The sequence below is a fragment of the Leptolyngbya sp. FACHB-60 genome (assembly GCF_014695775.1).
In the GTDB taxonomy this organism is placed as follows: Bacteria; Cyanobacteriota; Cyanobacteriia; order Phormidesmidales; family Phormidesmidaceae; genus Nodosilinea.
This window is the reverse complement of record NZ_JACJOX010000049.1, coordinates 264,393-280,128: the sequence shown is the minus strand read 5'-3', so window position 1 is coordinate 280,128 and position 15,736 is coordinate 264,393. Positions and strand designations below refer to the sequence as shown.

Genomic DNA, 15,736 nt, shown 5'->3' with positions numbered 1-15,736 from the left:
ACTTTACTTCCTTGTTAACTAAACCAGTACACAGCCCAACCGTTCGAGGGCAGCTTTTACCCGTGGTTGGTTTTGAGCGTCAACGTAACGAATTCGATTGTGATCAGGACTGGGTTTTGACAAGCGCCAAATTAGCTGGGCATATGCCTTCGGGAAAAACGTGTCCCGCAAATCTAAGAGGCCAGGCTTTTCATCCAGGGCGATTTGAAGAGGCTGGTTGATCTGCAGATCTAACTCGAACATAGCTAGGTAAGCAGTATCTGGGGTAATCCCGAAGAATTGCCCATCTTGAAACCAAAGGAACTCGCCCTCAGGAGTTTTTAGCAGGCGCAGAGACGCAATGCTACCTAAGTGCTCTAAGCCGATAATTGGCTGCCAGCGATCGCACTGCCTGCCTGGTTCTGGACGATAGCCCAGAATGCTCTCAAAGCCTTGATAAGTGAAAAAAGGATTGTCTGACCGATGCTGCTCTCTCAACTGCCAATTAGCGGGTAACTGTGGCGTCGGTAGTTGAGAGACAAGTTGATCGGGGGTATGGCATCCAATATTGCTGGCTCCAAGTTGAGTTTGAATCCACTCCAATCGCTTATTTTTGGGTCTTAGCAGGGTTTGAGTTACCGGTTGTCCAGTTTGCAAGGCTTGATGGGCTAACCGCAGATAGGCGCGATCGCCTAAAAACTGTATGCCCGTAACCGACTCTTCGTCGCTCGTATAAACTGTGGGTTGAGCCATACAGACTCGTTTGCCAACTCCCAGCAGCACTTCTCCTTGTGCTTCTAAATTGTGCAAAGCTTGATCTAGCCGGGAAGGGGACAGAGCATTGGCTAAAGCCGATGGGGGCACCGTAGCCCGTAACAATCCCAATAGTTGGTAACAGGTCAATGCCTGAGGCAAATGAAGCCGTCCCGGCACTCGGTGATGGCTAAGCAGTTGAATGATGTCTTGGTTTTGCATATCTGATGGGATTTTTAAGAGGTGCGGTGATGTATCCGCACTATATTGGATGCGGAAACGCTGCGTTGACTACTGACTGAAGGGTTATGCGGTTTTCGAGAATTGGTTTTGGAATTATTTTGTTTAAGTATCAGTTGAACTGATTGGTTTAGCTGTCGTCCAATCTTGATGCAAATATCATCCAAAATGGGCTTATAGCTTTGATCTTCTAACCTAACTTGAACGTACTCCTTAAGAGATGGATCCACCGAAAATGAGACGAATTCTGATATCGATTCTTGTTTAATATCTTTGTCAATTAATTGGAGAAATCGCTTAACTTTGCGTTTGTCTAACTGAATCCAATAGGTCGCCCCCAAAGGTTCAGGTGAAGGCTTAGTCTTTGGTATTGGTGGGGAATCGCCTGGCTGAGGGGGATCGCTGGCTGCTTCTGTCTCAGGGAAATTCCAGGAAATCAAGCTCTGCCTCTGACTGTAGTCAAGCCGGTGGAGAGCATAACGATCAGTCTCAGGTAGAACATCTCGTAAAGCTGCAAGGGCCAACAATGCTGCACCTGAATGACTAGCTGAGCGGGCAATCCGGTGTGTCTCTTGGCCGTTTGTGAGTTCAAAAGTGGCCGTTTCTAAGGGCCAGAGACCTTTTAGGGTCAACTCCTCTAACCAGAAATCGGCTGCTGTTAAGCACTTCATGGGCAGCGTTTGTACAAAAATTTGCTGACGATTCAGCAGGTCTAAATCTTGCTGAGGAGGCGGTGCAGTGAGTTGAAATTGGTTCTGAACGGTAAAGAGGGCTGACCATTGGCTTGTGGTTGTCCACAGACGCACAGAATACGTGCCGGGTTGCGCAATCCAGGGACTTAAGTCCACTGCCTGCCAATCGTTTTGGGGGGGCAGCGAGGTCTGTTGATTAGGCTCCGTCAGGGTTTGGCGCTGATCCATGTCTTCAACCAGCAGGTTTAGGGTTTTACCAATGGGCAGAGGAGGGTACCAAAGAGCAGGAGTAGCTAGGAATGTAGGTTGCCTACCCTTGAGCCTGACACCTTGAAGTTGCGGCTGCTGGGAAGCCATTTGCCAGGACAAGGTTTGTTCCTGGTGGCCTTGATTCAGTCGTATCGACGCATTAGCTCCGGTGCGCTGTAACCAGTGACCTCGCCATCCTGACAAGCTGCACGGCACAAAACTATCGATAATTTCAAGACCATCACTGTACTGACGCTGGACGGTCTCCGGAGTAAAGAGGATAATTTCGGGGGATAAGGCCAACTGTTGGGGAGATCGCAACTCTCCCGTGTCAGCATCAAAAATTAAGCAAAGTTGTTCTGGTTGAATGCCAGGATGATGCCATTCGAGCAAGACCGTATCATTGTGAGACCGTAACTGCCAGGCCCATTGCTCAGCAGATTCAGTAAGGGTCTGCCGTAGTTCAGGGATTTTAACAACCCCAGATCCTATATTGATTACCCCTTCCCAATTTCCTTCAGGGATCGTGCAGTATTCTGCCTGTAGCTGTTTCCACTCTTTTCGATAAACTTCTTGCTCTGGAAGCACAAGTTGAATATCGAAAGAATCAGTAATATCCAGAAGGAGAGACAAAGGTTTTCTGCGTTGGCTTATGATGGATGAACTGGAGCCTTTTTTGCTGCGAGGGGTTAGTACATTAATCAGACTATCCCAGCTGCGGAGAAAGAAGGTATTGGGAAGTGAATAGTTCTGAAGGACTCGTGTTCGCTGGACTTCATCTCGAAGAATCTCTGGGGATTCGCCCCGCCGCTCAAGTTCATGGGCAACGGTGGCCAAGCCTTGTAACAAGGTGCCAGAAATTGGGTCAGTTTCTTCCTCATGGTCTTCAGGACAGCTGCTTCTTAGAAAAGTTAGCAAACGACCCCTGTAAGGAAACTTATGCTGACATACATCACAAAGCAGTTGAGCTAAGTCAACCGGGTCTGCGTGGGCTATATCCCACCAGTCATAATCCAAGACTTGAAGTAAGTCTGCGAAGTGTCCTAAGTTCTGGCAGGGAATACCACTTTGTAGCCAGAGGCTAGATACATAACGATTAGCTTTACTAGATTTAACTAAACCCAGCTCTTTAATGCCTTGCCAGACAACTTGTTGCAAAGCTTGAGTAGTGCCTTGGCTATAATAAATATCTAGCCGATCGCAAAGTCCCTGCCAATAACCATGATTCCCGTCATCGTAGTAAGCATACTCTGAGAGAGCAAAGGTCAAAAATTTTATCCAGTTGGTCTCATGCTCACCGAAATAGCGGCGGAGTTGAGTTGATGTTACAGACTCTAATCTGCCGAGATTTTCTCCAACGATGTCTAAGATCTCTTCTGTAGATTCTCTTTCAATTCCAACACTGCCAAGAAAACGTTGCCCTGACGGCAAATGTTGGTGACCCCAGTGGTTTTGAATTCTCTCCCAAAAGCGCTTAGCATTGGCCCTATTCGAGAGATTGATGAAAGGTCTTGCTGCGACAGACGTAGAAAGAGTCATGGTGGCACTCAAAAAATGCTGGCCGACGACTCTGTAGCAAAAATCAGGGTTCCATCGGTTGCTTCATCTTATTGAAGAGTGCCCGGTAGCTCCAAAGAAATCACAAGATTGAGATCTTCATGTTGAAAATATCCCAAGGTCTTATTAATCAAGGCTTTCTGAAGCTTTAGTCAACTTTCCGGTCAATACTTTCTTTTGGCTGGCTAGAGTGAGCGTACAAATCTACTTGCTGTTGAACGGCCTGCCGGTGTTGCTCAACCAGGGTGTCTGGCGATCGCACCTGGGCCTGCCCCATAAATCGATAGACCCAAAAGCTAAATTCTCTCAATGACCGGGGCGGCAGCTTCACTACGTAGTCCACATACTCAGTTTTGCGATTGAGGTGGCCGGGGGGATGGGGCTCAATTTGCTGGCTGGGGTGCCGTAGGGGGCCTTCAGCGATAAACCCCATCACCTTTGGGAAAAATCGCACCCTGACTTCAACCAGTTCCAGTTGACCTAAGATTTCTTGCTGTTGCGCCTCAGGATCGCCGAGAAATAGCCCCCACCCGCTTTCTAGCAGCTCGTGGGCTAGCTTTAGGTTCCGACGCTGGGTGGTCAGACTACGGCCTCGGGGGTCAAGGATGGTGCAGCGGTCTTCTAACCGGTCGATACGCGAAATTGCCAGGTGGCCATTGTCACAGGTCTGATGAATGAGGTACCAAGCGATGTCATAGTAGAGCAACTGTAGGGGCCAGACATCAAAGGACTCAGCCCTGTTCTCGAACCAGGGGCTAGGCTTACGGTGTAGCCGGATCTTCTGTCCTTCGGTGATGGCAGATTCAACGGTATCCAAACAATCGAAGAGGTTGCGATCGCCAAAGGCCTCGGCAATCTTAACTGGGTCAGTTTCTACAATGGAGCGGTTGAGCTGTGCTCGCACCGGGTAAAACAACTGTTCTTTGGACTCAATTCCTTTCAGGCGGCGGATGAGGCGGTTATAGAGTTCCTGGGTTTGCACGTCTCGCTGGTACTCGGCCTGAGAGTGGATGGCGTTGAGGGCCGCTGTTAGCTCTTGTTCTCCCATAACCCCAGTGCCCAGGAAATAGCCCCAGCGGTACATCTGTTTTCCCAAAATGCCTATGGAACGCAGAAATGCCAGGTCTTTGTGAATGCTGTGGGTGGAACATTTAATCGTGACGCCCTCTTCCTGGGCAACCGCTAGCAGATAGGCTTGTACCTCTTCAAGGGCGTTGTGATGCTTCTCTGGGTGTTCAGGCTTCTCTAGGTGCCCTACACCGGGATGTCGCAGCAGCGTAGCGATCAAGAGTAATAACCGCGTAAAGGCACCGTCATTGAAATACTTAGACTGCGGCGACTGCGACTGTTTTGTGGGCATTCTGTTGGCGGTTGCTCTAAAGCCAGTATTTGAACTTTAACGTGAGCAGTCTCTGAAACAGCTACAGGTTAAGATTTATGGGTGCGCGAAGGGGACATATCTACAATGCCAGCAACAGTTTTCAACATTGCCAATAAGAGGGTATTGAGGGCAAACCTCTTGCTCAAAGAAACCCCATATCAACCAAAAGTTCCTCAAACAGGGGGTCTCCCCAAAGCAGTAGTCGTAGAGATGGTGTTTCTTCAAAGACCTTTGGCTGGAAAGTTACCCGGTAGGTTTGCCCCCCACAGCCCAGTTGCCACACGCCTTGATCGGCCTGGGTAAAGTGAATTCCTTCTGCATTAAGGAGGGTTGACTGGGTGAACGTTGCCTCTACAACCTCCGGAGTAATGGCGGTAGGAGGCAGCGGTCGCTGAATTTCTTGCAGGTCGGCTTCCACATCGCGCTTCACCATGTCATCGAGGGCTGGCCGCTGGGGCGGAGCCGATAGAACGGTGTCAAACTCAGAGAGCAGCACGTCTTCTTCTTCGGCATCGACGCTCATGGTGGCTCGCTCAATGAAAGTGGGTACCTGGGCCAGGATGGGTTGAAGGTTACCGACTACAGATTCAAAAGCCCCAATGCGATCGCGCAATTTCTTATACACCTTCGCTTCCACCGTACCGTCGTAGTAGAAGTTGTGGATGGTGACAGTCGGATAGCGCTGGCCAATCCGGTCAATGCGGCCAATGCGCTGCTCCACTCGCATGGGATTCCAGGGCAGGTCGTAGTTAAACAGCACGCCGCAGGTTTGCAGGTTGAGACCCTCACTTGCGGATTCGGTACAGAGCAGGATTTTGATTTCGCCATCGCGGAACCGGGTTTTGATCAGCTCCTTGGGCACCACCGCCCACTGGCCCTCGCGCCACAGTTCGCCGCCGCGTCCCGAGTAGCAGGCCACCTGGTTGCCGTAGAGTTCCCGCAATTGCTCGCGCAGAAAGTCCATGGTGTCGGTGTACTGGGTAAAGGCGATCGCACTTTCCCGGTTCACCAGCTCCTGCCGTAGGGTGGCGATGAAGTGGGCCAGCTTGGTGTCTTCTCCGGTGTTCTCAAACTGCCGCAGCAGGGCTTCTAGGTGCTCGATCTCTCGGGGGTCTACGGGCTCCATGTAGCCCTCTAGCCCTTCGATTACCGCATCGTCGGCATCGTCGAGGTCGGCCAGGTCATCGGCGGTGAGGCCGCTGCCCTGCTGGGTGAGCAGGGAATCGAGCCGTCGCTGGAGCGATTGCTGGATGGCATAGAAGGAGCTGGTCAACCGCTTGCGATACAGGGTCATCAAAAAGCCCAGGGCTTTGCGCTGTTCCTTTTGGGCCAGGCGGTAGAAGTGGCGCACGTAGTCGCTCACCTGGCGGTAGAGGTCGGCTTCGCGGGTCGGCTCTAGGGTGATGGCGTTGTCGCACACTTCGCGGCGGGGGACGTCTTTTTCTAACAGGCCGAGGCGGTAGTACTCCCGCAAGGTATCCCGCGTGTGGCGGAACATCATGTCTTTGAGCGGAGTGTTTGTGGAGAGAAATTGCAGGGAGGCGGCGATAAAAGCTTCGTCTTGCAGGTAGGTGCGCTCGTGGATGATTTTGATGCGGCCTCGCCACAGATCTTCGACGGTGCTGGCCAGCATCCGGTCTTGCTGGTGGAGATGCTGCTGGAGCCGGGGGCAGGGCTGGCCGCCACGGGCAAAGTAGTCCGCAGACATCGTTTGCCAGAAGTTCAGCAGGTGGCGATCGGGCTTGCTATCCAGCGACGAGAAGTAGTCGCAGAAGGTATCGCCGTAGGCCCAGTGGCCCTCTAGCCCCAGCACATGCAGTAAATCGAAGACCTCGATGGGGTCGATCTGCATTGGCGTGGCCGAGAGCAAAATCAGCGCTTTGGTTCTCTCACGCAGTTGCTCTAGCAGTTGCAGCAGGCGGTTGGGGGTATCTTTGCGGGCCTGGGGCGATTTGCGGCGGGCGTGGTGGGCCTCGTCGAGAATGACTAGATCCCAGGGTTCGGCGTCGAGCAGTTCTTGCATCCGCTCTTTTCGGCGCACCAGGTGGCTGGAAGCGAGGATCAGGTTTTGAGTATTCCAGGGGTTGCCGGTGGGCTGGGTGGTTTGACCGTAGGGATCTTTGAACTCGCCTTGGGTGTAGCTCCAGAAGTGGAGGTTGAACTTTTCGCGCAGTTCTTCGTGCCACTGGGGCTGCACGCTGGCGGGGGCCAGCACCAGGACGCGCTTGACCTTCTGGGACACCAGCAGATAGCGGAGAATCAGCCCGGTCTCGATGGTTTTGCCCAGGCCCACTTCATCGGCGATTAAGAAGCTGCGGGGGAACTCGGCGGCGGCGCGTTTGAGAATTTTGATCTGGTGAGGCCAGGGCTGGATGGGGATGGAGCTGAGGCAGGCGCTGAGGCAGCCGGGGTCTTGGTGGATGTTGGCGATCGCCCGAAACATCTCCTGTTCCCTCGCCAGGTTGGCTTCATCAATTTGAACCTCTGGCTTCTCCTCCTGAACGGGCTCCGGGTCAGGAATGGCTAGCTGTTCTCGCTCCTGGTGGGTGAGGGGGCGATGGTTAAATTCGTCATCGGTGTTCCAGGCCGGCTTTTGGGGTGGGGCATAGCGGATCAGCTTGCGCTTGACGGCTTCGGGCACCTCAAACACCCGCACGCTGGAGATTTGGTTATGCCAGTGCTGCTCGAACCGCAGTGTTTCTTCTTGTACGCGGGCCAGGTCGCGATCGCCCTCCCAGGAGCAGAAGACGTGGAAGGATTCGACATTGAAGTTCCAGCCGCCGCTGGACTCGTTGTTGGAGCCGGTGGTCGCGATCTGGTTGCCGTCAGCGTCGGTGAAGAGGCAGACTTTCTCGTGATAGATGTAGTGGGTGTTGATGGCCTCGTCGGGGTCGAGGGGTTGCCCGTCGTGGCGAAGGGGAATGGCGATGCGGATGTCGAGGCGATCGCTCTGAATCAGCCAGCTGAGGATTTCGAGGCGTTTGAGCTGGGCGAAGTTGGTGGGTGGGGTGAGGTTGGCATCAAGGCGGGCAGCGACGGCATCGCGGAGAGTGTAGCCCTGCTGGATGGCCTGGAGGTCGGTTTTGCTGAGGTGGCAGCTCATGATTAGCCGGATGCGGCCCTCGTTTTGGAGGAAGGCCCCCAGCCCCCCGGCGACCTGGCTGAGGATGGCGCTGTTGAAAAAGCCGGATTTGCGATCGTACTGGGTGGAGCGTTCGAGGGCGGGGATGTAGAAGTCGGCGACGGGGTTGCTGGTGTCGCTGGCATAGCTGATTTTCCAGTTGTAGGTCTTCAGGGGCTGCGGCATGGTTTAACTGAAGTTGGAATACTCAAGACTTCAAGAACTTTGGGACTCCATCTGAATGCCCAGGTGTTTACAAATCGCCGCTGTCGGATCTGAATTCGTCTCTACCAAATCCACTAACTGTTGAAAAGCTTCCAGCTTTGATTGTTTCTTTTCTTCAAAGCCCTGAGTGATCTCCCTAATTTCATCCTCACTTGGTTGCTTGGGATACTCGTAGAAAATCACCTTTTCAGGAGCACTGGTTAATCTAAGCTGACGTTGAGTGAAAGCTTCATAGAGTTTGTCTATAACCGAAGGTAGTGACTGTCCTAATTTGTGAGTGATGAGAAGCACCTGCTCTGTCCTGGATGCTTGCTTGAATTTATTGAATTCAGGAAGATCAGCATCTTGATAGGGCGTAAAGCAGGCAATTCTACGCATCCCTTTAACTAATACCTTGAGGAATCCTCGTTCAACTAGCTCGTAGAAAATCATCGGGAGAGATGATTTTTCAGGAAAATCCAGCAATGGAGAAAGTGAACTGATGGGTTTTTCACCCTGAATTGCTAGTGGCGATGAGAGGCAAGCATTCTGAACCTCTTCGAAGTTTGGGAAGCTAGATTTGAGCATATCTTGGCGGACACTGATATTTCTTTCTGAGTACAATAGGTGCCCAAAAGAGGCATCTCCGTCTCGCCCCGCGCGACCTACCTCTTGGTAGTATTGCTCGATAGACTCAGGAATTAGATAGTGGATGACACCTCGAATATCGGGAATATCTATACCCATGCCGAAGGCATTAGTCGCAAAGATGATGTCGATTTTCCCTGTCTCGAAACCTCTTAAAACTTCATCTTTTCGGTTGTCAGGCAAATCAGAATCGAAGTGATCACAGCTCCACCCCTCATCCTGATATTCCTTAGAGAAGGCTCTCGTGCCATATTTACCTGATTTGCGGTGAGTATAAACGATAATTTTATTAGGCTTTCCCTCCTGATTTATCCTGAACTCGTGTAGAAGTTCCTTTAGTCGGATTTTCTTGGCAGCTTCATCTGCAAGCGTTTCAACAGTGAGTTTTAGGTTATCGCGAAGCAAGGATGAACTTTCAACAATATCCTCAGGAGCAATACGGAAGTCTCTACAAACTTCCTCTCGGTCTTGAGGGTTGAGAGTCGCAGTCAAAGCCAGAACTTTGGGCCAGTTAAATGACCCAAAGGTACGATCTAAGAAGTGAGGCACTACCTTATACGCAGGACGGAAGCTATGTCCCCACTGAGAAACACAATGAGCTTCGTCTAAAACTATTAGGCCAATATGATCGCGATTTTGCTTCAGCAAATATTCGATATATCCATCAAATGCAGCCTTCTCTGGCGACATAAAAATAAATTTACCGCCTTCTATAAATGAAAAGTCTCGCAAGAGATTATAAAAATCTTGACTACCAAGACCACTCAGACATATTGCTCCAATTCCCTGCTCCTTGAGCCTCATTGTCTGCTGTTCCATTAATGCAATCAGTGGAGACACGACAATGGTGACTTTATCTAGCACTAGCCCAGCCACCTGAAAAATAAGCGACTTACCGCCTCCTGTTGGCATAAGGCATAGAGTACTCTGACTAGAGATTACTTTGTCGATCGCCGAGGCCTGAACATCTCTAAATTCGTAACCAGGGAAGTATTGTTCAAGGACTGTTTGTTTATTACGCATTAGATGTGACTCGTAGCGTACTTCGGATTACTACTTTTCGTCAGGGTTTGTATATCTTCTTTGCGACAATGAGCAATTCCTTCGAGAAATGTGTTGACGTACACGTATCGGTAATGAGGGTCAAGAGGGACACCGTGCTTTTCACAGTATTCGGAAATTTTCCTGTATAGCTTCATGGCGTATGCCGAGAATAAGCCATAGGGATACCAATAGTTCTGGTCAATCTTATAAACCCCTTCATTACTATGAGTCTTATCATTAACCATAATAAATTCCGATGTCTTAGTTGGCAGATTAAGGAATGATCTATCAGTCAAGAAATAAAGTCCAAATAGATCCATCTTTCCTCTCTTCGGAAAAATATTGGGATGCAGGTAATAAGTCACAAAGGACTTGATACCCATTCCAATGACTCCTACGATTCCAAAATTTTCATCTTCTATCTGATCAAAATTGAATTCCTCTGATTCAGAATATTGTAAATAATCTGCCTCCACATAAGAATTGGCATACTCATTTGCGAATTGGACAAGATTACTAAAAATTCCTAGAAGATCACTGGAAGCCGTTTTAGCATATGAAATTTGCCATTCTCTCAGTTCCTCCGACCTAGCATGAAAAGAATGCATAATAACGGGACATTCTTTTGTCAAGAAGCCCTTGAATGCATTCTCATCAAACATGAATTCGTCAAGCGCTTCCTCGTCAAAAGTTGAGCGATACTTCTCCGCCTCTTTCTCATAGTCTTCAATTTTCTGGGCAAATAGAAGTCTAATGCACTTACTTTTATCTATGCTAGTGGGCTTGGAGTTCCATGCAGCAGCCAAATCTTGAGCACTTTTCGAATCTTTTGCCATCTCTAGAATTTTTTCAAAGCAATTAACAAAGTTCTTGTCAATTAGTTCTTCGACTTTGGTGACGTGGTTATGTTTTTGGATCAGGTCAAATTCACGAGCTCTGTCAATTGCTTCAGATCGCAACATTCTAATGTTCCTTATGCCATTCGGCATCGAGTAGTTTTGAAAGATTTTTCCGGTTAGAGATGAGCTTTGTACCAGGCTGAATTGCTTCTAGCGCTAACTTTATGCTTACATCATCGCATCCCTCTACAAAAAGGTGGAGTTCATCTCTAGCCCTTGAGCAACCCACATACAGCCTTTGTGAAAAGTTTGGTTCAGCGAACTCTGCCAAGGCGAAATCAACAATAAAGATGACTCGCGCTTCCAAGCCCTTGAATTTGCGGACAGTTGTAAAGCAGATTTTGCCTTTTTCAAAGGATTCAACTAGGGGAATGGAGTGGATGAAGTGCAGATTCGCGAGCAGGGAGTTTTCTACGGTGCTCATTGTAAGAATGGCAATATCCTCTGGCTGTACCGCATCTTGGTTCAATAATTCCCCGACGATGCGCTTGATGCGCTTACCAATGCCTGCTGAACTGCCACAGTCATGAAGCTTAGTAGGGAAGCCGGCAACTAGTTCGCCAGGTTTACCAGGAAAAAGGTTGGCAAAGCGATAGGCCGTTCTTGAAATTTGAAGGGTATTCCGACAGTTTTTAGTCAGTACTAGGCGACAATCGGCATTCACAACCCAGTTAGGCAATGTATCCCTAAAGATGAGCTGCTTCTTGTCATAAAAGATGTATTTACAGCCGTCCGTGCGCTCCGTCAGCCATTCTAGCCACTCATCTGAAAAGTCTTGCCCTTCATCGATGATGACATGCTGGTATGGCCAAAATTCTGTGGGGTTAGAAAGATGCTCTAGAAACTTTTCTGCCATCAGGTCGAAAGTTGGGGCATCTCCGACCAACTTCCTGGCGACACTATGGAAGGTGTGGAAGTCTACACCAGGTAGGTGGTGCTCCTGCTTGAGAAAATTGCGGAGGGCGCTGTTATAGCAGAGGAATAGAATGCTTTCACCAAACTCTGAAAGTCTGCGAGCTTTTTCTAGCGCCACAACGGTTTTACCAGTGCCAGCAGTACCGCTAATGACGGCAACTTCTTGCTCGTCCAAGAAATCAATGATGCTGGCCTGCTGGCGAGTCATTTGAATAAACTGCTGAGCACGTTTGGCAAAACCGGCTTTTAGAGAGGGAATGACCTTGAAGGTAGGAGCCAAAATGCTGATAACCCTCTCCTGCCCTCTCTGAGACAGATGATGGCCAAATTTTTGTCCCCAGTAATCAAAGGCTGCTGAGATAGCCGCCTTCGGGGAGTTGAGCGACTCCTCATCTAGAACAATATCTGAATGTAGGTTGAGCGGTAGGGGCTGTTTGGGAAAGGTTCCTGACGGAAACCACACCGCAGTACCAATTAGGCAATTTTCAGCAGGTGGAAGTGAGTTTTTGAAGAGCGGCAGGAACTCAAATTTCGTACTAGAGGCCTGTTGCTCTGGGTCTTTCATGAGCTTTTCGACCCCTGTTGCCCGATTAGTCTGATACCAGCTACCAGCCTCAAAGCGGATTAGTCCAGACTTGACCTCAATAATGAGCAGCCCACGCTGGGGGTCAAAGATCGCAAAATCGGCTTCTCCTTGGGGCTTCTTGCGACCATACTTGGGATTACCGAGCCACCTTAGGGAATGGAAGACGTAGCATCTGTCATCTAGCCCCCTGAGGGCATTAAAAACGTCTAGCTCACCCTGGCTGTTGTTGAAATCAGCAGGGGCTTCTGGAACCATTACAGCCATAGGAAATATGCTCGCATACCCTGTATCACCTTATAAATGCCCCAAACCATTGATATACCAACATTTTCTCGTTATGGGACAGCAATCATATTTCTTGAGAACTTAAAAATCTAGATTTAGCGATTGTTGCCCCCCTTCAAGCTCCAGCTCTGGCTGCACGTAGAGCACCTTGGCCTGAATTTCATCCATTGCTAGCCATAGGTCGGCCAGAGCCTTCTCTTCCACCATGCGCTTGCGCTCGTCGCCGATGTGGGGGATCGCCTTGAGAGCCACTTCCCAGGCGCGCATGAAGAGGTCGTTGCTGAGCAGCCCCGTGGTTTTGAGGAAGCGGCGGACGGGGTCGATGCTTTGTTCTTCGAGGTAGAGGGCAATGATGGCGTGGAGGCCATCGACCAGGGCGGCGGCGGTAAACTCGTCGGGATTAGTGGAGAAGGCTCGTTTTTTGAGGCGCTGCTGTGGGGTGAGCAGTTTACAGGTGCCGCTGGCGGAGTCGAGCAGCTTGTGGGTTTTATCTAAGTCTCGGACGTTGAAGCCGCCGACGGCGAGGGCGAGCTGCCGCGCTTCATCAAAGGGGAACTCGCGGGCGCGGAAGGCATCCCAGGCGAGGATGTACCACTGGGTGAGGGGGTCGAACCCAGCGGTGTCGGCTTCGAGTAGTTTGCGGAAGCGGTAGTTGGCGATCGCCTTACGAGCTTCCCCAAAGGCGACTTCGGGGCGCATTTCGACGCCGGAGCTGTCGAGCACGGGCCAGGCGCGGCTAAAGACGTTGAGGGCAGGGCCAAAGGCGCTGAGGTAGAGGTCAATGCCGCCGATGTCGTTAGCTTCAAATTCGGGGGCGCGTTGCTCGACGAGGTTGGCGAGTTCGGGGCGCAGGTCATCCCACCAGGCGGAACCGGCGTTGGGGTCGCGCTTGCGGCAGACGAGGAGGACGGTGCTGGAGACGGAGTTTTTCTGGGCCTGGTGCAGGTTTTGCGGATTCTCGGTGCTGACGGCCCAACTGGCGGTGATTTCAAAGCCCGCATCGATGAGGGATTTGGCAAGCACGTCCCAGGCACCGGAGTCTTTGTGGTTGAACTGGACGGTCATGACGCCGTCGTCGCGAAGGACGCGGAAGTATTCGGCAAAGGCGAGGGCCATTTTGGCTTCATAGTCGCGGTTGGCAAGTTCTTCAGGGCTTTCGCCCATGTTCCGGAAGCGCCCTGGATTAGCTATCGCCTCATTATCTTTATCCGTTAAATCATTTAAAAATAAATTAGGTAAAATCTTTAGTAAATTTACGCGCAGCCAGACATAAAAGAAATCCGATATTTCTCCATAACGAACTGAATCATAGTACGGAGGATCTGTCACGATTACATCAACAGATCCTTTGGACAAATGCGTTAGATTGTCAGCCGATGCCACATTGATACTAATGATCCCTAAATTATCTTCTTTGGTCTCATCAAAAACTAATCCTTGAGAGTTTTTGCCCAAATAGTCTTTCGTCAGTTCCATATACTCTGAGGAGACCGTTTTTGAGCACCACTCCCATAATTTGCGTGGAGTCGTTTCTGGATAATTCCACATCAAATTAAGTGAATGCGAAGATGAAACGCCAGCGGGAACAGGTGGATTACCTCTCCACCTAGATAGCCTAGAGTTCATGTCAGCGCATCTATCAATAATCAGCGACAAGTAAGTGATTATTGCTTCTAGTTCATTAGGCAACTCTTCTTCTATCTTTTTCCTAGCATCATCAATCACTTCAGAGAACGTAGCAAGAGTTAAAAGCTGTCTTTGATTGAAGGTTTCTACCCATCGATTAATTCCATAAAGAAATAGGTCAGGGCCACGTTGAGTATTAGAAGGTATTGATTGATTGGGAATATAATTCTCTATTTCCAAAAAAGACTGTCTTTCCAAATAGTGCTCTATAGAGCATTTGTAGGCTTTAAGGTCAGATTCGTCAGGTATTCTAAAACCCAGCGATTTATCATGCCTTCTGAAGACAACTGCGTATAACTGACTTCCTAGGCCATAAGACTGGGCAAATGATTTAATGAGTTCTTCTTCAACAACCTCTCCACAATTGAGGCACTTTGCCACTCCCCTGCTTATAGTCGACAAAATATCAGGATCATAATCTCCTTCGCCAGATTTAACGGTTTTTCCATGTCCCTTCCCCCCTGCAACTAGCTGAAAATCAATTTTCTTGTTCAAGACATTTTTGATAGGCTTAACAGCACACCAGTATCGATAATTAGATTCACCTAAACGCCTATAAAGCCACCAATTTGGACTCAAAGGCATAACTGATTCGCAATTGGGACATTTGACAGTGTGTGCCCATAAATAATTAATTGTTGTCTCCCCTTCCTGCGACGGAAAAAACTCCGCTAACCGCTTTTCCGCCTCATCGCCAACCCACTTCACCCACTTGTCAATCTCATGCTGCAAATCTGGCCCAAACTTTAGCGGGTATTCCATCGCCGCCTTCATCGTCACCACCGCCACCGGGTTCAGGTCGCTGGCCAGCACATTCAACCCATACCGCACCGCCTCAAACGGAATGCTGCCACCCCCCGCAAACGCATCCAGCACCGTCGGCATGCGCGTGCCCCAAGTCTGCTCACACAGGTCATGCACCTGCTTAATCCGCTCCGGGCTCGGCGGCGTCTTATATAGCTTCGTCGTGCTATCCGAGTGCCCCGCCACCCGCCGGTTTAGCCCCAGCAGATACTCAAACTCCTCCATCGTCACCGTATCCGGCAGCAGCGAGCCCAACACACTCGCCCGGCTAAACGACAGCGGCTTACGCGAATACCACCGATGCAGCCCCTTAAATGGGTTGCCCCCATGCTCGTAATACACCTGCTTATTCAGCAGCGTCACCGGAAAAATCTTCTCAATAAAGACAGCAGGGCGGGTGGGGGTAGTCATACTGACGAATCTAGGTGCGGGAGTACTGGCAGGTGAGTGGTAATAGCTTTTCAGTATAGTTACACCTTCATCCGCAAGATGCCCATTTAGCAAGGACTACAGACCCTTCACAAAGCAAGTCAATGAAACTCAACGCTTGCTTGCCATGATAGTTCGTCTGTACTATATTGAGAGGCGTCCTTGAAAAACCCCCTTACGATCTCTCGGCAGAAGTTGTCAAAGTGTCCCAGTTTGTGGTGTAGACCCTCAAAAGCTGGAATAGTTACCATGCGCATAGCTCAA

At 50.0% G+C, this 15,736-nt stretch carries 8 protein-coding genes; all 8 read right to left on the bottom strand.

Annotated features, from left to right (window positions below):
• Positions 1-18 precede the first annotated feature (18 nt).
• Positions 19-954, bottom strand: coding sequence for a hypothetical protein (locus tag H6F57_RS19045; protein ID WP_190626304.1), 936 nt, complete (start codon positions 952-954; stop codon positions 19-21).
• A 14-nt stretch (positions 955-968) separates the two neighbouring features.
• On the bottom strand, positions 969-3,452 hold the full coding sequence (locus tag H6F57_RS19040) for a hypothetical protein (RefSeq protein ID WP_190626303.1): 2,484 nt from the start codon (positions 3,450-3,452) through the stop codon (positions 969-971).
• A 166-nt stretch (positions 3,453-3,618) separates the two neighbouring features.
• Positions 3,619-4,830: a WYL domain-containing protein gene (locus H6F57_RS19035; protein ID WP_190626302.1), complete on the bottom strand. Its 1,212-nt coding sequence runs from the start codon at positions 4,828-4,830 to the stop codon at positions 3,619-3,621.
• 163 nt (positions 4,831-4,993) lie between these two features.
• A complete protein-coding gene (locus tag H6F57_RS19030; RefSeq protein WP_190626301.1) occupies positions 4,994-8,158 on the bottom strand; it encodes a helicase-related protein in 3,165 nt (1,054 codons plus the stop codon).
• A 30-nt stretch (positions 8,159-8,188) separates the two neighbouring features.
• Positions 8,189-9,847 carry a RecQ family ATP-dependent DNA helicase gene (locus H6F57_RS19025; protein WP_190626300.1) on the bottom strand — a complete coding sequence of 553 codons (1,659 nt, stop codon included), beginning with the start codon at positions 9,845-9,847 and terminating at the stop codon, positions 8,189-8,191.
• Complete coding sequence (locus tag H6F57_RS19020) at positions 9,847-10,830, bottom strand: hypothetical protein (protein WP_190626299.1); 984 nt, start codon at positions 10,828-10,830, stop codon at positions 9,847-9,849. Before H6F57_RS19020 ends, H6F57_RS19025 begins: the two co-directional genes overlap by 1 nt.
• Before the next feature lies 1 nt (position 10,831).
• Complete coding sequence (locus tag H6F57_RS19015) at positions 10,832-12,532, bottom strand: ATP-binding domain-containing protein (RefSeq protein WP_190626298.1); 1,701 nt, start codon at positions 12,530-12,532, stop codon at positions 10,832-10,834.
• Between the two features lie 102 nt (positions 12,533-12,634).
• Complete coding sequence (locus tag H6F57_RS19010; protein WP_190626297.1) at positions 12,635-15,454, bottom strand: DUF1156 domain-containing protein; 2,820 nt, start codon at positions 15,452-15,454, stop codon at positions 12,635-12,637.
• Positions 15,455-15,736 lie beyond the last annotated feature (282 nt).